Origin of the sequence: Marivita sp. (assembly GCF_022763305.1) — a bacterium.
Lineage (GTDB): Bacteria > Pseudomonadota > Alphaproteobacteria > Rhodobacterales > Rhodobacteraceae > Marivita.
The window spans coordinates 26535-44336 of record NZ_JALEGT010000096.1 but is presented as its reverse complement, the minus strand read 5'-3'; the positions used below and the strand labels follow the sequence as shown (position 1 = coordinate 44336).

The following is a 17802-nucleotide window of genomic DNA, read 5'->3' as shown; positions in this document are numbered from 1 at the left end:
GGTGGATCTCGACCTTTGAGCTGCGGCCGCATGTTCGAAAATGCGGGTCAGAGCCTTCGCAGGCTCTGTGAAAACGCGCGTTCGAACGCGCGTGTGACACGGTTTCAAGCCGTCGTCCCGGTCTTTCGAAAGACCGCGCGCCGCACGGTCCGTTTCCCGGTTCTTAACCCACGCGTCCGATACCCACGCCCACAAAAGCTTTTGAGCGGGAAGGGTCACTCCCATGCCGCGCAGACGATACTGATAGTTCTCTCGTATGCCGGAAGGCTGACCATGAGAGACCGGTCTTGCAAGGCTCTGAGACCCAGAGCACAGGTCGCGCGTTGAATCGCGGACTCGAGAGAACCGTCAGGCCCACGGGGCGGCGCCGCTGCTTTCCTTATGACCAAATGCCGGGCTAAGGCCCGGCCTGCACCAGAACCACCCGGCGGGAGAACACCCGACCGGTGCCACTTGCGTTGATTCGGCTTGCGCCCGGCGCACCGCAACGAAAAAGCCCCGGAGCGATCTCCGGGGCTTTTGATGTCTTGCTGACGGGACCTGAACGGATCAGCCGTCTTTCTGGTCGTAGGCTGTACCCCAGCCCCATGCACCCGAGCCGAACCCGCGCGCCACGACGCGCTCGCGGTAGATCGCCGACACCACGTCGCCATCCCCGGCGAGCAGGGCCTTGGTGGCGCACATTTCCGCACAGATCGGCAGCTTGCCTTCGTCGATGCGGTTGCGGCCGTACTTGGCGAACTCGGCGGTGGAGTGGTTCTCTTCCGGGCCACCGGCGCAGAAAGTGCACTTGTCCATCTTGCCGCGCGACCCGAAGTTGCCTGCTTGCGGGTACTGCGGTGCGCCGAAGGGGCAGGCGTAGAAGCAGTAGCCGCAGCCGATGCAGAGGTCCTTGGAGTGCAGGACCACACCCTCTTCGTTCTGGTAGAAGCAGTCCACCGGGCAGACGGCCATACAGGGCGCGTCCGAGCAGTGCATGCAGGCCACCGAGATCGAGCGTTCGCCGGGTTTGCCGTCGTTGATCGTGACCACCTTCCGGCGGTTGATCCCCCAAGGAACCTCGTGCTCGTTCTTACAGGCCGTGACGCAGGCGTTGCATTCGATGCAGCGTTCGGCGTCGACTAGAAATTTAGCGCGTGCCATGTCTTTTTCTCCTCCTTACGCTGCCATGATCTTGCAAAGCGTTGCTTTGGTTTCCTGCATCTGGGTCACCGAGTCATACCCGTAGGTCTGCGCGGTGTTGGTCGATTCACCCAGCACATAGGGGTCGGCACCTTCCGGGTACTTGCCCCGCAGGTCTTCGCCCTGGAAATGCCCGCCGAAGTGGAACGGCATGAACGCCACACCCGGAGCAACCCGTTCCGTCAGCATGGCCATGACCTTGACCTTGCCGCCTTCAGGGCCTTCCACCCAGACCTGTGCCCCGTCACGCACACCTAGGTTGTTGGCATCGCGCGGGTTGATCTCGATGAACATGTCCTGCTGCAGTTCGGCCAGCCACGGGTTCGACCGTGTCTCGTCGCCACCGCCCTCGTATTCGACCAGCCGGCCCGAGGTGAGAACAATCGGGTAATCCGCCGAGAAATCCTTGGCCTGGATCGACTTGTACATCGTCGGCACACGCCAGAACTTCTTGTCCTCGTAGGTGGGATAGTCGGCCACGAGGTCGTAGCGGTTGGTGTAGAGCGGTTCGCGGTGCACCGGCACCGGATCCGGGAAGGTCCACACGACGGCACGGGCCTTGGCGTTGCCGAAAGGCGCGCATTCGTGCTTGATCGCCACCCGCTGGATGCCGCCCGAGAGGTCGGTCTTCCAGTTGGTGTTCGGACCCGCCACGGCGTCGATTGCCGCGCGCTCTTCTGCGGTCAGGTCGCCGTCCCAGCCCAGATCCATCAGCATCTGCATGGTGAATTCGGGGTAGCCGTCCTGAATTTCCGACCCTTGCGAATAGACGCCCTCGGCCAGCAGGTTGTCGCCGTCCTTCTCGACGCCGAAGCGGGCCCGGAAGGTCAGACCACCTTTGGAGACCGGCAGCGACATGTCATAGAGGTTCGCTGTGCCCGGATGCTTCATCTCGGGCGTGCCCCAGCAGGGCCACGGCATGCCGTAGTAGTCGCCATCGGCGGGGCCACCCACAGCCCGCAGCGTGGTGCGGTCGAAGGTGTGCTGGTTCGCCATGTGCAGCTTGAGCCGCTCCGGCGACTGACCCGTATAGCCGATCGTCCACATGCCGCGGTTGAACTCGCGGGTGAGGTCTTCGATCACTGGGGTCAGACCGTCATCTTCCATCGCGATGTTGCGGAAGATGCGGTCGTGGAAGCCGAACTTCTGCGCGAAGAGCGCCATGATCTCATGGTCGGTCTTCGACTCGAACATCGGTGCCATGACCTGATCGCGCCACTGGATCGAGCGGTTCGACGCGGTGACAGAGCCCCGGGTTTCGAACTGCGTGGTCGCCGGCAGCAGGTACACGCCATCGGTGCGGTCATGCAGCACGGCGGACACGGTCGGGAAAGGATCGATCACGACCAGCGTGTCGAGCTTTTCCATCGCCGTCTTCATTTCCGGCAGACGGGTCTGCGAGTTGGGCGCATGGCCCCACAGAACCATCACACGGGTGTTGTCCGGCTGATCAAGGTTTTCCTTGTCTTCCAGAACACCGTCGATCCAGCGCGATACCGGGATGCCCGTCAGGTTCATCATCGGTGTCTCACCGACGGTTTCCTGCGAGAACCGGGCCTTCAGCCAGTCCAGATCTTCTTCCCAGACGCGCGCCCAGTGGGCCCACGATCCCGGAGCCAGGCCGTAATAGCCGGGCAGGGTGTCGGCAAGAACGCCCAGGTCGGTTGCGCCCTGCACGTTGTCATGGCCGCGGAAGATGTTGGTGCCGCCACCCGAGGTGCCCATGTTGCCAAGGGCAAGCTGCAGGATGCAGTAGGCGCGGGTGTTGTTGTTGCCGTTGGTGTGCTGGGTGCCGCCCATGCACCAGATCACGGTGCCGGGACGGTTGTTGGCCAGCGTGCGGGCCACCCGCTCGAGCTGCGAACCGGGTGTGCCGGTGACGCGCTCGACCTCTTCGGGGTTCCACTTGGCGACTTCTTCCTTGATCTGGTCCATGCCCCAGACACGGGTGCGGATGAACTCTTTGTCCTCCCAGCCGTTCTCGAAGATGTGCCACAGGATACCCCAGACCAGCGCCACGTCGGTGCCGGGACGGAAGCGGACATATTCGTCAGCATGCGCGGCCGTGCGGGTGAAGCGCGGGTCGCAGACGATGACCGGTGCGTTGTTCTGCTCTTTCGCCTTGAGGATGTGGAGCAGCGACACCGGGTGCGCTTCGGCCGGGTTGCCACCGATCAGGAAGATCGCGCGGCTGTTGTGGATGTCGTTGTAGCTGTTGGTCATGGCGCCGTAGCCCCATGTGTTCGCAACGCCCGCAACGGTGGTCGAGTGACAGATCCGCGCCTGGTGGTCGATGTTGTTCGTGCCCCAATAGGCCGCGAACTTGCGCATCAGGTAGGCCTGTTCGTTATTGTGCTTGGCGGAGCCGAGCCAGTAGACCGAATCCGGGCCGCTTTCGTCGCGCACCTGAAGCATCTTGTCGCCGATCTCGTTGATCGCCTGCTCCCAGCTGATGCGCTTCCACTCACCACCCTCTTTCTTCATCGGGTACTTGAGGCGGCGTTCACCGTGGGCGTGCTCGCGGACGGCGGCCCCTTTGGCGCAGTGCGCACCAAGGTTGAACGGGCTGTCCCAGCCGGGCTCCTGCCCGATCCAGACTCCGTTGCTCACTTCGGCAACAACGGTACAGCCGACCGAGCAGTGGGTGCAGACCGATTTCACGGTCTGGACGGCGCTGTTGACGGCGGATTGCGCGCTCGCCTGCGTGACCGTGCCGCCCGTGGCACTGATCGCGGCGAGACCGCCGATGGCAAGGCCCGATCCGCGCAGGAAGGCGCGTCGGTCGACGGATTTGTTCGAGATTTCCGAAATCAGGCCTGTCCGCGCAGCGCGCCGGGTCAGCCCTCCGGTTTTCTTTCTGAGCATGGTGTCCCTTTCAAGCTACCTGGCGCAGCGCGCCGTTGGCGGGGTTGCATCCTGCGACCGGTCACATCCCGGTCGGGTCAGGGAAGTCTGGGTTGGTCCGTTTCGTCAGAAACGGGCGCTGGCAAGGTAGGCGCGGGTATGCGGGGTGTCCTGCATGCGGCCGTTGGCCACCGGAGTTTCCGCCGCTTCGGCTTCGGTGCCCGAAACCGCGACTGCCGCCACGGCAGCCGGTGCTGCTGTGCCTGCCAGTTTCAGAAAATCACGACGGCTGGATGCCGCCTCGGTTTTCTCGGTCATGGAAGGTTCCTCCCTTCTTCCTGTTTGATGCGGCGCATCGGCCGCGAAAGGGCGGTGGCCCGCCCGGTCTTGATCCGGCCTAGGCCGGGGTCAGTCTGAACGCGTCGCGTTCGATCTGCATGAAAGCCTTTCCGACCGATCCCACGGCGCTGTAGAGCATCGCCGAAGTCGCGGTTTCCAGATCGGCATAGAAATGGCCCGCCCACGGCGCGATGTGCCGGTTGAAGAACAGCTTCTGATCTTCGAGCGAGGACGGGGTCGAAAAGCGCCCGACGATCAGACCGCCCATCACTTCCATCAGCGTGGCGATGTTGTCTTCGGGTTCATAGACATTGGGCGCGCGCTCGATCCGGCGCGCGGCAAGGTCGCTGCGCAGAACGGCAAGCGGTTTTTCGTGCAGGAACCCGGTCAGGTAGAAACTGGCATAGGGCAGCAGCTCACCCCGACCGAGGCCGATGAACAGCTTGTTGAATTCGCGTTCGGCCTGCTGTGGAGTTGTTGTCGCGGCGCACCCGGCAAGCCGTGTGATCGCCTGCCCAAGCTCCGTGTCGTCACCGGACAGACCTGCGGTCTGGGCCAGCAAGAACTCATCGGGAGGCGCCGACAGGATTAGGCCGAGGAAGTTGTACAGATCCGCGCGCAGGCGGTCTTCTTCCGACACCGTTGGCGAGGTCTGAGCCGCGCTCATCGTCATCCTGTCTCGTTCTCCGTTCTGAAGCGCATCCGGCGTGGACGCGTCGGTTCCCTCGTTACTGTATCCAACGGTGTGCCGTTGGCATATTCGTCCTCGTTCGGATGGCCTTCGACTATGGTCGTAGATGCAGGTGCAGAAATTGCACCCCTTTGCATAATTTCCGGAAGCGGCTCGTTTTCCGGAAATTCTTCGCCAAGCGCATCGGAGTCGGCGATTTCCGACAGATTCTCTGGGGTATCAATGTCTTCCCCACGGGCCGCCGCCGTCTTGGCGCGCTCCTGCGCCTCGAGGGCCTGCACATGGCGCAGCAATCCCTTGCCCACCTGGTAGGCCGTTTTGACCCCCGGAGCATCGGTTGCGGCATTGGTGAAATCGCCGTCGTAATCGTTGAGACCGTCCAGATTGGCGAGCACCGGATTGAGCCGCCACAGCTGGCGCAGCGCCCGGCGGCGCAGACGTTCGGGCACCGCTTTGTTCATGAAGCCCGCGATGTCCTGACCGGGTTCCAGATTGTCCGGGTCGGGCAGGCCGAATTCTTCAAGGATTTCGGCATCGGTCTTGTCTTCAAGCTGCTTCTGCCTGGCTTCGACCTCGGCCGCTTCGGCCTTGCGGGTCTCTTCGGCCTCTTCCGCCTGCACCCGCGCCTTGCGGCGCGACCAGAAATCCGCGCCCCGGCTCATGGCTTGCGCGCCTGCCGGGCGCTGGACGGCGCACGATAGACATCGCTGGCCTGCGCGATGCGCGGGTCGCCGATCCCGTCCTCGGCCTTGTCCTCATGATATCGCTTGCGCTTGCGCTTCACGAAGGGCTCTTCCACGAAATGAAGGTCGGTCCACTCCTGCACCCAAGCGACAAGCGCCGGGGGCATCGGAACCTTTTCCACAAGGTCCTCGCCGCCATCGGCATATTGCATCGCCTCATGCGGGTTCGCCGTGATCAGCTTGACCTTGTAGGGCCAGTCGTCCTCGCCGGGTTGCAGAACCACATAGGCGCAGACCGTCTTTTCCGAAAGCCCGATGCGATAGGCCTCGGCATCGGTGCGCCACAGGGTGAGGCTGCGTGTGCCAACATGGAACTCGGAAACGTCGCCGTCTTCGCGCAACAGTTTCCAATGCGCAGGCCCCGCACCGGGCAGCAAAGCCACGGTCGAGTAGGCCCATTTCTGCCATCGGGTCACGCCGGGGCGGCGCTGCATCACAACGCCCACCGGCATCTCGATGGAACGGGTGTCTGTGTTGGTCAAACGCATGTCCTCCCTCGTCCAGCCTCACGGGCGCGGTTGACATCTGCCTAGCATAGCCCTTGGTTATGTCAAAATATCACACCCTCACCGAGAGACCACGCCGGCGCGTGCCGCGAAAGGGCCAACATGGGAACCAGACTGCTTCTTTGCGACTGCCTCGGCAGTCAGACCGTTGACGCCAGCGCCATCGACGCGGCAACTTCGCTCGATCCGTCAAAGGTTTACACCAATCTCTGCGGCACGCAGGCCGAGGCCGCCGCCAAGGCGATGGAAGCAGGCGACGTCATCATCGCCTGCGCGCAGGAAGGTGCTTTCTTCGACATGTTGGCCGAAGAGCTGGGCATCGACGCGCCAAACCTCGTTGATATCCGCGACCGCGCCGGCTGGAGCGACGAAGCGGCCAAGGCCGGACCAAAACAGGCGGCGCTCGCGGCCGAAGCGGTGTTGACCTTGCCCGCGCCCAAGGTGGTGGATGTGGTCAGCGAAGGCACCTGCCTGATCGTGGGCGCGGGCGACGCCGCGTTTCCTGCCGCCGAACAGCTTTGCGAAACCCTGGCGGTGACGGTTCTGCAGACCGACTCGTCCGATGTTCCGATGGACCGCCGGTTCGACGTGGTGCGAGGGCGTGTGCGTAGCCTGACCGGTGCGTTGGGGCAGTTCGACGTCCGGATCGACGGTTTTGCGCAGCTTCTGCCGGGCGGACGTGGGGCGTTCACCTTCAGCGCGCCCAAGGACGGCGCCGTGTCCGAATGCGACCTCGTGATCGACCTCACCGGGGACACACCCTTCGTGCCCGCGCCGCACAAGCGCGAAGGATACCTGCGCGCCGATCCGCGCCAGCCCGGAGCGGTGGCGGCACTGCTGGCCGAAGCGGTCCAGATGGTCGGCACGTTTGAAAAGCCGCTCTATATCGCGTTGGAGCCGGCGCTGTGCGCCCACAGCCGTGCCGAACAGACCGGCTGTTCCAAATGTCTCAACATCTGCCCGACCGGGGCGATCACTTCGGACGGGGATCACGTCGCCATCGACCCGATGATCTGTGCGGGCTGTGGGGCCTGTGCCGCACTTTGCCCGTCGGGCGCCATCGCCTATGACGCGCCGCCGGTGTCTGCCGTGTTCCGGCGGCTGGATGCGCTGTCCTCCACCTATCGCAAGGCGGGAGGGATTGCCCCGCGCCTGCTGGTGCATGATGCCGATCATGGGGGCGAGATGATCCGCCTCGCCGCGCGCTTTGGCCGGGGCCTGCCTGCAGATGTGATTCCCTTTGCGATGGACAGCCTTGCCGCCTTTGGCCACGCCGAGATGCTGGCGGCGCTGAGCTGTGGATTTGCGTCGGTCGAAGTGCTGCTGGCCCCGCGCACCGAACGGGACACGCCGGAGCACGAGGCAATGTTGGCGAATGCCCTGTCCGGTGAAGGGCGGGTCCAGGTGATCGACATGGTCGATCCCGACGCGCTGAGCGATCATCTCTACGGGGACGCTGTTCCGAAGCCTGTGGCCTCGCCAAGCCTGCCCATCGGCACCCGCCGTCAGGTGGCCCGCGTCGCGGCCAAGTCTCTGAACCCCGAGGCCGAGATTCTGTCGCTGCCGCAGAACGCGCCCTACGGGGCGGTGCTGGTGGACAAGGACGCCTGTACGCTGTGTCTGAGCTGCGTGTCGCTCTGCCCCTCGGGCGCGCTGGGCGACAACCCGGACCTGCCGCAACTGCTGTTCCAGGAGGACGCCTGCCTGCAATGCGGCATCTGCGCCACGATCTGCCCGGAGACCGCGATCACGCTGGAGCCGCGCATGAACCTCACCGATGCGGCGTTCAGCCAGGTGGTGCTGAACGAAGAGGAACCCTTCGCCTGCATCGAGTGCGGGGCGCTGTTCGGGGTGAAATCGACCATCGAGAAGATCACCGAGAAACTGGCGGGAAAGCACTCCATGTTCGCCACCAGCGATGCGGCGAAGATGATCCAGATGTGCGACAATTGCCGGATCCAGGCGCAGTATCATTCCCAGAACAACCCGTTTGCGCTGGGCGAGCCGCGCATCCCGCGCACGACGGATGATTACCTGACCGACTCGCCCTATTCGAAGCGAAAGGATCATTGAGCGGGCAAGCGCGTTCGACCGCGCTTGCCGCGATTTCGAAATCGCGGTGGCACGCCCTGCCAAGGGCGTTCTGCCTCAATCCTGTAGGGATTGGACAGGCCCGCCCAAATCCGCAGGCGCGATCCCCTGCACGAACGCCATGATGTTCTCCAGATCGTCCAGCGTCATCTCGACCGCCGCGATCGGCGACGGGCGCGATGGATCGAAGGGGTCGGTCACGTCCGCGATCTGGGTGAAGGCCGGGTGCGGATTGAGTGCGTAGAAGGCCTGGAACCGATATTCCCAATCGGTCAGTGTCCGCAGCACGGCAAAGGATGGCGTCGACCCGATGGAGTTCATCCGGTTCTTCTCGCTCACCACATGGCAGCGCCCGCAGAAGGCAAGCGACGCGGTCTCGCCGCGCTGGGCATCTCCGTCATAGCTGACTTCGACGACCACCTGTGTCACTTCGACCTCGGAGGTGAACAGCGCGGCGCCCTCAACCGCGTAGCTGTCCACCGTGTTGCGCCCGACATCCGAGCGCAGCCAGTCGGCGAAGCGCTGGGCGTCCGGGTCCGTGCCGCTGTCGAACCGCCACACCGTACCAAGCCCCTCGAAGGCCAGCATTCCCGTGTCGCCGAACCGCGCATCCGCGACCGCGTCGGGACCCGCCAGTGTGATCCGCGTCTGGGTCTTGAGCGAAAAGCGCGGCAGGATGTATCCGAGCAACCCGCTCTCTGCCAAGGCGTCGGGGGCAGCCAGCGTAAAGGTCTTGTCTTCCTGTGCAGTCAGGGCGGTGGCACCGGTCAGCACAAGCCCAAGGGCAAACGTGGCGCGCGACAGGATCGGGATTGCGGTCATTGGGGCCTCCTCCTTGCTTGAAAGCCTAAAGGTGCTGGCTTACACCCGTCAACGCTCTAGCTCGCGGGGAGCGGATGGAGCCACAGGGGAGACAACCGATGAGCGATGATTTCAACATGTCGATGCGCAAGTTCCTCAAGCAGGTTGGGGTGACGTCCCAGCAGGCCATCGAAGAGGCGATGCGCGATGCCGAGACCAGCGGCAAGACATTCGAAGCCAAAATGGTGCTGACGATCGACGGGCTCGATCTCGAACATGTCGTCACCGGAACGATCAAGGGACAGGACTGACGTGGCACTGACTCGTGACGCGGTTCTGGCCGCGCTGAAAGCCGTGACCGATCCGGTTTCGGGACAGGATATCGTGGCTGCGGGTGTTGTCCGCGCCCTGAATGTGGATGGCGACGCGGTGCGCTTCGTGGTCGAGGTCGCGCCGGATCAGGCCAATGCCTATGGCCCGGTGCGTCAGGCCGCAGAGGACGCGGTCAGGGCGCTGGGCGCCAAGAGCGTGTCGGCGGTGATGACCGCGCATTCCGCACCGAAGCCTCCGCCTGACCTGAAAGGTGGCGCACGGCCGAAACCCGCAGGCCCCGAGAAGATCCCCGGTGTGGACCGGATCATCGCGATTGCCTCGGGCAAGGGCGGCGTCGGCAAATCCACCGTGTCGGCGAATCTCGCCTGTGCGCTGGCGGCCGAGGGTCGCAAGGTCGGTCTCTTGGATGCCGACGTCTATGGCCCAAGCCAGCCGCGGATGCTGGGTGTGTCCGGTCGTCCTGCCAGCCCGGATGGAAAGACGATCCTGCCGATGCGCAATTTCGGCGTGACCATGATGTCCATCGGCCTCATGGTGAACGAAGGTCAGGCGGTGGTCTGGCGCGGGCCGATGCTCATGGGGGCGTTGCAGCAGATGATGATGCAGGTGCAATGGGGCGCCTTGGATGTGCTGCTGGTGGACCTGCCGCCGGGCACTGGGGATGTGCAGATGACCCTGTCGCAGAAGGCGCATGTCGATGGCGCGGTGGTGGTTTCCACCCCGCAGGACGTCGCACTTCTGGATGCGCGCAAGGGGATCGACATGTTCAACCAGATGAACGTGCCGATTGTCGGCCTGATCGAGAACATGTCGACGCATATCTGCTCGAACTGCGGCCATGAAGAGCACATCTTCGGCCATGGTGGCGTTGCGGCGGAAGCGGCCAAGCTGGGTGTGCCTCTGCTGGCGGAAATCCCGCTGCATCTGGACATCCGCAAAGCGGCAGACGGCGGCGCGCCGATCGTCGTGTCGAAACCCGACAGCGCACAGGCCGGGGCGTTCCGCGATCTGGCCCGCACGCTGATCTCTGCTGGCAAGGCATGACCTCTGGTCCGGTGTTCCCGCCCTTGATGCAGGGCATCAACGCGGCGGGGGCCGACCCGTTCGAGGCGGCGTGCTCAGAGGCGGCGCGGGGCTGTGATGCGGGCACGATCCTCTATGACGTGACGCCCGAGCGGTTGCAGGCGGCCATCGTGCTGGCCCCCGAAGTGCCGCTGGCCGACGCGGCGGCGATGCTGCCGCTGACCGGGGTTGCGCTGCAGAACGCGCTGGGTGCGCTGGGCCCGTCCGAACTAGCGGTGCATCTGTGTTGGGATGGGCCGATCCGGGTGAACGGCGCGCTCTGCGGGTCCATTCGCGGGGCGACGGACACGTCGGACAGCACCGCAGAGCCGGGCTGGCTGGTCACCGGGTTTGATCTCGTCTTTGCCCGGCCCAATGTGGCCGGTGGGGAAACCCCGGACGAGACCGACCTCATGAGCGAAGGCTGCGGCGACCTGACCCCGACTGATCTGCTGGAAAGCTGGTCGCGGCATCTGCTCAACTGGATCAGCCGGTGGGAGGATGAGGGCATGGGCCCGCTGCACGCCGAATGGTCCGGCCTGGCACATGGGATGGGACAGGACGGAACCTTCCTTGGCAAGAGCGGGCACTTCCTCGGACTGGACGAAAAGCTTGGCCTCTTGCTTCGGACCGACGGGCAGACCATGCTGCTGCCCGTGACCGACCTTCTGGAGATCCGTTCATGAAACTGGCCCGCGCCATCCATTTCGACGAAAGCGACCAGCGCGTCTTTCATTCCCCGGCCCGCACCGGGGAATGGTGCATTTCGGGCGGGTTCGAGTTTTCCAACTGGTCCGAGGCCGATCTTGAGGGCCGCGCGAAACAGGCCTTCACCAATGGCTGGCTCGGGGCCGAGACCTTTGGCCGGGTGAGCTTTGTTGCGGTGACGCAGATGGAGCCGGTGGAGCACGCCGCTTTGGTGCAGGGCCTTGCCCAGCATTTCGTCGACATCTACGGCGCGCCGTCCGTTGAGGCCGCGCGCCCGGTGGCCGAAGCCGAGATCGCGCATATGGCAGAGTTGTGTGACGAACACGCGCCCAACACCCTGCTGACGGTGAGCCGCGAGTTGACCGAGGCCGGAGTGAAGGAAAGTTTCCGGGTGATTGAACCGCAGGAGGCGGAACTGACGCTGCTGGCTGTGCACGGGTCGCTGGACGAGTGAAGCGTCTTCGAAGACGCTTGATCCGCGATTTCGAAATCGCGGTCTAAGGCTCTTCGAAGAGCCTTTCCACCTCCGCCACGTCCTGCCCCGGCATCTCGCCCGAGATCTCCAGGATCAGCTTCCGCTTCACCGCCTCTGCAAAGGACTCGCGGTTTTCGGCCGTCACCACAAACGCGCCCAATCCGCCGATGATCTGCGCCTCGTATTGTGCTTCGAGTCCGCCCTGTGCGCGGCCGGGATCGTCGGGGCGCAGGATCGGAAGGGCGTTGATCGTCACGCCCGCAGCCACCACCGTTGCCCGCGCTTCGGCAATCGAGGGTCCGGAATAGCTGCGCACGCTGTCGCCGGAAAAGTCGATCACCCGCCGCCAGCCGTCGTACTGGTTCGTCTCCATCAGCCGCAACCCGTCGAGCAGTGCAGCACCGATGGCATTGCGTCCATAGGCCTGACGCGGTTTGTTGAGCAATTCGGCGGCGAAGGCCGCAGCACTTTCCGGCCCGTCGATCTTCATCCAGTCGGCGACCACCGCCGTGTTGGCAGCCCATTCCACATAGGTCACGGCAATCGAGCCATAGGCGGTGTTGGCGATGGCGGCGAGAACCTCGGGGTCGGTGATCGCCTGCGCATAGCCCTGTCGTTGAAAGTCGATCTCGCGCTGGTCGATGGAGCCGGACGCATCCGCCAGCAGCACCAGTTCGAGATCGGTGTCCTGCGCCATCGCGGGCGCGGCAAAGAGAAGACAGATAGACAGGACCACAGCGCGCATGTCGAACCCTCCAACGATCACTTCATGGGAGGTAGTCCGTTTCCCGCCCAGTGCAAAAGGCTTGATCCGGATCAACGCCGCGCGGGGCCAGTCGGGGCAGACTCGGGGTATTCTAAGACAGACGGAGTCCCTCTCATGCGACGTGTTCTTGCCTGCCTTTCCGTTCTCTCCCTGACAGCCGCGCCGGTGATGGCGCAGGATGCCGATCAGGGGCGCGCCCTGTTCCAGACCCATTGCGCCACCTGCCACGGCGCGGATGCCAAGGGGCAGGGGCCTTTGGCCGGTGCGCTGGTGTTGCAGCCCGTGGATCTGACGGCCCTGTCGGCGCGGCATGACGGCACCTTCCCGCTGGAGCGGGTGCTCAAGCGGATCGACGGCACCGACCCGCTGGTCAGCCACGGGTCGCCCATGCCCGTCTATGGCCCCTATTTCGAAGGGGTCGCGAACACACCGATGAAGCTGCCCAGCGGTCAGCCGGTGCTTGTCTCCGAACCGATTGCCGATCTGGTGGGCTATCTGCAGTCCTTGCAGGAGACCAACTAAGCGCCTCGTCCACATGGTGTTTTCGCGCATCGCTGTCCCGCGCCTTCGGCCTGGGGCGGGTTGCATTGCCCTCGGTCCCGGCGGATGGTGCCGGGCAAGGGTGATAGGTGAGAACAGGTCATGTCGATACCGGATACGTTGGGCACGCTGCTGATCGAAACCGTCAAGGGGCACCAGCTGGGCGGCGCGTTCCTCATGCTGGGGCGGCAGGGCTTTGTCGGTAGCAGACGAGGGCCGTCGGCCAAGGATTTCGAAGCGGCGATCCAGACCCATCTGCCGGGCCTGACCGAGGATGACCTGCGCAACCCGGACAACGCTTACAGCGAGACGTTCTTTGCCAAGCTGGGCTTCGACAGTGTGGATTCGCTCGATTTTTCGGATTTCGAGAACGCGAGCGTCATCCACGATCTGACCCAGCCCGTTGGGGACGACCTGGCCGCGCGGTTCGACGTGATCTATGACGGCGGCACCTGCGAGCATGTGTTTGAACTGCCCACCGCCTATCGCAATATCGACCGGATGCTGCGCCCGGGGGGCGTGCTGATCGGGCATTCGCCCTGCAACAACTGGATCAACCACGGGTTCTACCAGATCACCCCGGAGATGGTGTACGGCTTCTGGCAAAAGGCGATGGGATACGAGGTGCTCGACCTGCTTTTGCAGCCGATCCGCCCGGCCCATGCGCGCAAGACGGCACGGACCACGAACCCCAACGACACCGGCGTGCGGCCCCGCATACGGGGCGAGCTGCCCGCCGGGTCGCCGGTGATCCTGCATTACGTGGTGCGCAAGCCGCTGACGCAGCAGGCGCAGGGTGGGGTGTACCAGACCGACTACATGAAACGCTGGTCGGACGACGACGAGGACTGACCGGTCCTAGCCGCGCTCTGCGGCACGCTCGGCGATCCGCAGACACAGATCGGTGGCGTGGGTCATGTCCTGTACCGACACCCATTCCAGCGGGCCGTGCACATTCTGCATGCCGGTGAACAGGTTGGGGCAGGGCACGCCCATTTCCGTCAGCCGTGACCCATCGGTCCCACCCCGGATGGGCACGGATTTTTCGGCGATCCCGAGGTCGCGCAGCGCATCGCGGGCCAGATCGACCGGGGTCATATCCGTCTCGAGCCAATAGCGCATGTTGCGATATTGCGGGGTGATGGTGCAGGTGATTTCCGCGCGCGGTTCGGTGGCTGCGATAGCCTCGCAGACCTGCCGCAGAAGCGCGCCCTTGGCCTCGAGCCCCTCGCGTTCGAAATCCCGCAGGATGAAGCGCAGTTCCATTCTGTCCGCGCTGCCTTTCATGTCCACCGCGTGGATGAACCCGTCGATGCCATCGGTGGTTTCGGGGGTCATGGTGGCCTGTGGCAGGGTGTCGACGATCCTGGACGCAAGGTGGATCGCATTCACCAGCTTGCCCTTGGCCCAGCCGGGGTGGATCGACACGCCGGTCACGGTGACAACGGCAAAGTCGGCCGAGAAGGTCTCGTAGGTCACTTCGCCCAGATCGCCGCCGTCGAGGGTATAGGCGAAATCCACAGCCAGATCGGCGGGCAGCTTGGGATCGACGCCGTGCCCGATTTCCTCGTCCGGGGTAAAGGCAACACGGATTGTGGGGCGTTGGATGTCCGGGTTCTGCAGCAGATGCCGGGCTGCAGTCATCACGATGGCCACACCCGCCTTGTCGTCAGCCCCCAGCAGCGTGAGACCAGAGGCGGTCACGATGTCATCGCCCACCTTGCCCGCGAGATAGGGGAATGCCGTCGGATCAAGCACCAGATCGGGATCGTCGGGATAGGTGATGACCCCGCCGTTGTAGCCTTCGATCACCCGGGGTTTCACTCCCGTTGCGTTGAACTGAGGTGCGGTGTCCACATGCGCCAGAAAGCCGATGGTCGGGCCGGGGGCTGTGCCGGGGATCGTGGCGATCACGGTGCCATAGGGCGTCTTGGTGACGTCCTGCGCGCCCATCTCGGTCAGCTCGGACACCATGAGATCCAGCATGTCGTGCTGGCACTCGGTCGAGGGCGCGCCGGGGCGGTCCATGTCCGACTGGCTGTCGATGGCGCAATAGCGGACGAGACGGGTTTTCAACTCTTCGTGAAATTGGGACATGCGGCGCTCCTGTCGGTTTTGATCGCGAAGGGGCAGGAGCCGGGGCGGAGAGTCAAGCCCGCAGTCTACTACCGGTCCGGTTCGGACCAATCCGACGCCGGAGCATTCCGGCGCTGCAGACGAAAGGCCAGACCCAGCGCGACACCGACCCCAATGGCAATGGTGAGATCGGCCAGCACCGTAAGCCCCATGGTCAGCACCAGAAGGACGAGATCGGAGCGGCGCTGCCTGATGTGATCGCGCCATTTGTGCGGCTCGCTCATGTTCCATGCCGTCAGGATCAGCAGTCCCGCCAGTGCCGGCATGGCCATGTAGCCCACCAGTCCGGACGCCACGATCATGACGATCAGGATGGTCACTGCGTGCACGAGGCCCGCCACGGGCGTCTGCCCCCCGGCACGGATGTTCGTTGCTGTGCGCGCGATGGCGCCGGTTGCAGGCATGCCGCCAAACAGTGCCGATCCGATATTCGCGGCCCCCTGCGCCAGCAGTTCCGCATTGGGCCGGTGCTGGCTGGAAATCATCCGGTCGGCCACCATTGCCGAAAGAAGCGACTCGACCCCGGCGAGAAAGGCAATGATGACCGCCGAGGGCAGAAGCTCGATGATCCTGCCCAGCGTGATCTTCGGCATCGACGGCCAGGGCAGGGTGTTCGGCAGCGCGCCAAACCGGGAACCGATGGTATCGACTGGCAGATCCATGATCGCCACCACCGCCGAGGTGATCGCAACCGCCACGATCAGTCCGGGCCATGCAGGGGCCGCACGCCGGAAAAGCGTGATGAGCAGCATGGTGCCGATCCCCACCAACGCGGACACGGTCGAAAAATCGGGCCGGGCCGCCCAAAGCACCTCGAGCTTGGCCAGAAACTCGGCCGGTACATCGGCCACGCTCAGCCCGAACAGATCCTTGAGCTGACTTGTCGCGATGATGATGGCGATGCCGATGGTGAAGCCGTTGATCACCGGTTCGGGAATAAGGCGGATCAGGCTGCCGGCGCGGAAATATCCCGCAGCCAGCAGGATCAGCCCGGCCATCAGCGTTGCAAGGACCAGCCCGTCATAGCCATGATCCGCGATCACGCCGAAGACGACGACGATAAATGCCCCGGTGGGCCCGCCGATCTGAACCCGGCTGCCTCCCAGAAGCGAGATCAGGAAGCCTGCGACAATTGCCGTGACAAGTCCTTGGGCCGGATCGGCTCCGGAGGCGATCGCGATGGCAAGGCTCAGCGGCAAGGCCACCATCGCCACCGTGAGTCCGGCGATCACGTCGCGCCGGAACAGCGCAGCGGTATAGCCGGGCAAGGTGGACAGAATCTGTGGCTTCATGCCGGCAGATTAGGAGCGCGCCGGGGCATTGTCATTTTGCAAGACGAGCAGCAGGCAGCGACGTGTCCGCGCGGTCATGAAAAAACGCCCGGAGAAATCTCCAGGCGTTGGCTGTGGTTCTGGGAACGCAGGTCTCCCGATCAGTTCGGGATGTCGCCCGTGATGCCTTCGATGTAGAAATTCATGCCCAGCAGCGTGCCGTCATCGGCGGTCTCGCCTTCGGCCAGCCATGCGCTGCCGTCCTGCTTGTTGATCGGGCCGGTGAACGGGTGGTATTCGCCCGCGGTGATGGCGTCGATCATGGCCTGTGCTTCGGCTTTCACATCGTCCGGGATCGCGTCGTTCATCGTTCCGATCACGACTTCACCTTCCGGCATGCCCGCCCAGCTGTCGATCTGCTCGTAGGTGCCGTCCATCAGCTGGCCGACGCGCTTGACATAGTAGGGCGACCATTCGTCGATGATCGACGCGATGCGCGGCCCCGGGGTGCCGTCATCGTTGGTGGTGAAGGCTGCCATGTCGGACGCCTGACCAAAGCCCCACGCGTTGCCGTTTTCCTTGGCGATTTCCGCCAGCGGCGCGGTGGAGTCGGTATGTGCGGTGATCACGTCGACACCCTGATCGAGCATGGCGCGCGCCGCGTCGGCTTCTTTCGCGGGGTCGAACCATGTGTAGGCCCATGTGACCACGAGTTCCACATCCGGGTTCGCCAGCTTGGCGTGGTGGAAGTAGGAGTTGATGCCCATGATGACCTCGGGGATCGGGAAAGAGCCGATATAGCCGATCTTGTTGGTCTGGGTCATCTTGCCCGCGATATGGCCCACAACCGCACGGCCTTCGTAGAAGCGCGCGTTGTAGGTGGACACGTTCGGATGCTCGCGCTTGTAGCCGGTGGCGTGCTCGAACTTCACGTCCGGGAACTTGGCCGCGACGTTGTTGGTCGGATCCATATAGCCGAAGGACGTGGTGAAGATGATGTCACAGCCCGAGATCGCCATCTGTGTGATGACGCGCTCGGCATCGGCGCCTTCCGGCACGCTTTCCTGCCAGCGGATGTTGACCTTGTCGCCGTACTCTTCCTTGACGGCCAGTGCGCCCTGATGGTGCTGGTAGGTCCAGCCGCCATCGCCGATGGGTCCGACGTAGACGAAACAGGCTTCGGTCGGGTCCTGCGCAAGGGCAGGGGCGGCCGCCAGCGTGGCTGCGGCTGCGGCGGTCGCAAGCAAGGTTCTACGGATCATGTATGGTCTCCCGATTGGTGGGACGTCAGACGCCCCGTTTGAGTGGATACGC

18 protein-coding genes are annotated in these 17802 nt (G+C 64.1%); 7 read left to right on the top strand and 11 right to left on the bottom strand.

All coding sequences use genetic code 11. The features are described from left to right. Nucleotides 1-549 precede the first annotated feature (549 nt). From fdh3B to MRY75_RS17140, 6 genes are all read right to left on the bottom strand, one after another. Nucleotides 550-1143 carry a formate dehydrogenase FDH3 subunit beta gene (gene fdh3B / locus MRY75_RS17165; protein ID WP_085640627.1) on the bottom strand — a complete coding sequence of 198 codons (594 nt, stop codon included), beginning with the start codon at nucleotides 1141-1143 and terminating at the stop codon, nucleotides 550-552. A 15-nt stretch (nucleotides 1144-1158) separates the two neighbouring features. Further along, a complete protein-coding gene (locus MRY75_RS17160; protein WP_292309228.1) occupies nucleotides 1159-4047 on the bottom strand; it encodes a formate dehydrogenase subunit alpha in 2889 nt (962 codons plus the stop codon). Nucleotides 4048-4152: 105 nt separating this feature from the next. Continuing rightward, on the bottom strand, nucleotides 4153-4344 hold the full coding sequence (locus MRY75_RS17155) for a twin-arginine translocation signal domain-containing protein (RefSeq protein ID WP_292309227.1): 192 nt from the start codon (nucleotides 4342-4344) through the stop codon (nucleotides 4153-4155). 79 nt (nucleotides 4345-4423) lie between these two features. Further along, a complete protein-coding gene (locus MRY75_RS17150) occupies nucleotides 4424-5038 on the bottom strand; it encodes a molecular chaperone (RefSeq protein ID WP_292309226.1) in 615 nt (204 codons plus the stop codon). Beyond that, complete coding sequence (locus MRY75_RS17145; protein ID WP_292309225.1) at nucleotides 5035-5718, bottom strand: DUF3306 domain-containing protein; 684 nt, start codon at nucleotides 5716-5718, stop codon at nucleotides 5035-5037. Before MRY75_RS17145 ends, MRY75_RS17150 begins: the two co-directional genes overlap by 4 nt. Continuing rightward, nucleotides 5715-6287 (bottom strand): DUF3305 domain-containing protein, encoded by a 573-nt coding sequence (locus tag MRY75_RS17140; RefSeq protein ID WP_292309224.1) that lies wholly within the window; start codon nucleotides 6285-6287, stop codon nucleotides 5715-5717. Before MRY75_RS17140 ends, MRY75_RS17145 begins: the two co-directional genes overlap by 4 nt. Nucleotides 6288-6407: 120 nt before the next feature. On the opposite strand from MRY75_RS17140, the gene MRY75_RS17135 reads away from it, so the two are divergent. Next, nucleotides 6408-8378 (top strand): 4Fe-4S binding protein, encoded by a 1971-nt coding sequence (locus MRY75_RS17135; RefSeq protein ID WP_292309223.1) that lies wholly within the window; start codon nucleotides 6408-6410, stop codon nucleotides 8376-8378. Between the two features lie 75 nt (nucleotides 8379-8453). On the opposite strand, the gene MRY75_RS17130 is transcribed toward MRY75_RS17135, so the two are convergent. Then, nucleotides 8454-9218, bottom strand: coding sequence for a hypothetical protein (locus MRY75_RS17130; protein WP_292309222.1), 765 nt, complete (start codon nucleotides 9216-9218; stop codon nucleotides 8454-8456). Between the two features lie 98 nt (nucleotides 9219-9316). Between MRY75_RS17130 and MRY75_RS17125 the strand changes: the two genes are divergently transcribed. From MRY75_RS17125 to MRY75_RS17110, 4 genes are read left to right on the top strand one after another with little or no spacing between them, the layout of a single operon-like run. Next, the gene (locus MRY75_RS17125) at nucleotides 9317-9508 is read left to right on the top strand and encodes a DUF6494 family protein (protein WP_292309221.1); all 192 of its coding nucleotides are present in this window, start codon (nucleotides 9317-9319) and stop codon (nucleotides 9506-9508) included. A 1-nt stretch (nucleotide 9509) separates the two neighbouring features. Further along, nucleotides 9510-10574, top strand: coding sequence for an Mrp/NBP35 family ATP-binding protein (locus MRY75_RS17120; protein WP_292309220.1), 1065 nt, complete (start codon nucleotides 9510-9512; stop codon nucleotides 10572-10574). Continuing rightward, the gene (locus tag MRY75_RS17115; protein WP_292309219.1) at nucleotides 10571-11278 is read left to right on the top strand and encodes a biotin/lipoate--protein ligase family protein; all 708 of its coding nucleotides are present in this window, start codon (nucleotides 10571-10573) and stop codon (nucleotides 11276-11278) included. Before MRY75_RS17120 ends, MRY75_RS17115 begins: the two co-directional genes overlap by 4 nt. After that, nucleotides 11275-11754, top strand: a complete 480-nt coding sequence (locus MRY75_RS17110; protein ID WP_292309218.1) for a DUF6505 family protein — start codon at nucleotides 11275-11277, stop codon at nucleotides 11752-11754. The genes MRY75_RS17115 and MRY75_RS17110 overlap by 4 nt, the downstream gene beginning before the upstream one ends. Nucleotides 11755-11797: 43 nt before the next feature. On the opposite strand, the gene MRY75_RS17105 is transcribed toward MRY75_RS17110, so the two are convergent. Next, nucleotides 11798-12520 carry a DUF1194 domain-containing protein gene (locus MRY75_RS17105; protein WP_292309217.1) on the bottom strand — a complete coding sequence of 241 codons (723 nt, stop codon included), beginning with the start codon at nucleotides 12518-12520 and terminating at the stop codon, nucleotides 11798-11800. A gap of 135 nt (nucleotides 12521-12655) precedes the next feature. Here MRY75_RS17105 and MRY75_RS17100 point away from each other — a divergent pair, with 135 nt between their 5' ends. Together MRY75_RS17100 and MRY75_RS17095 are read left to right on the top strand one after the other, a co-directional pair. Beyond that, on the top strand, nucleotides 12656-13063 hold the full coding sequence (locus tag MRY75_RS17100) for a cytochrome c (protein WP_292309216.1): 408 nt from the start codon (nucleotides 12656-12658) through the stop codon (nucleotides 13061-13063). A 120-nt stretch (nucleotides 13064-13183) separates the two neighbouring features. Then, entirely contained in the window at nucleotides 13184-13933 is a 750-nt protein-coding gene (locus tag MRY75_RS17095; protein WP_292309215.1) for a class I SAM-dependent methyltransferase, read from the top strand. Nucleotides 13934-13939: 6 nt separating this feature from the next. Here the strand turns inward: MRY75_RS17095 and pepT are convergent, their stop codons facing one another. From pepT to MRY75_RS17080, 3 genes are all read right to left on the bottom strand, one after another. After that, nucleotides 13940-15178 (bottom strand): peptidase T, encoded by a 1239-nt coding sequence (gene pepT / locus MRY75_RS17090; RefSeq protein ID WP_292309214.1) that lies wholly within the window; start codon nucleotides 15176-15178, stop codon nucleotides 13940-13942. A 68-nt stretch (nucleotides 15179-15246) separates the two neighbouring features. Continuing rightward, complete coding sequence (locus tag MRY75_RS17085; protein ID WP_292309213.1) at nucleotides 15247-16509, bottom strand: SulP family inorganic anion transporter; 1263 nt, start codon at nucleotides 16507-16509, stop codon at nucleotides 15247-15249. A gap of 140 nt (nucleotides 16510-16649) precedes the next feature. Continuing rightward, the gene (locus tag MRY75_RS17080; RefSeq protein WP_292309212.1) at nucleotides 16650-17750 is read right to left on the bottom strand and encodes a BMP family ABC transporter substrate-binding protein; all 1101 of its coding nucleotides are present in this window, start codon (nucleotides 17748-17750) and stop codon (nucleotides 16650-16652) included. Between the last annotated feature and the right edge of the window lie 52 nt (nucleotides 17751-17802).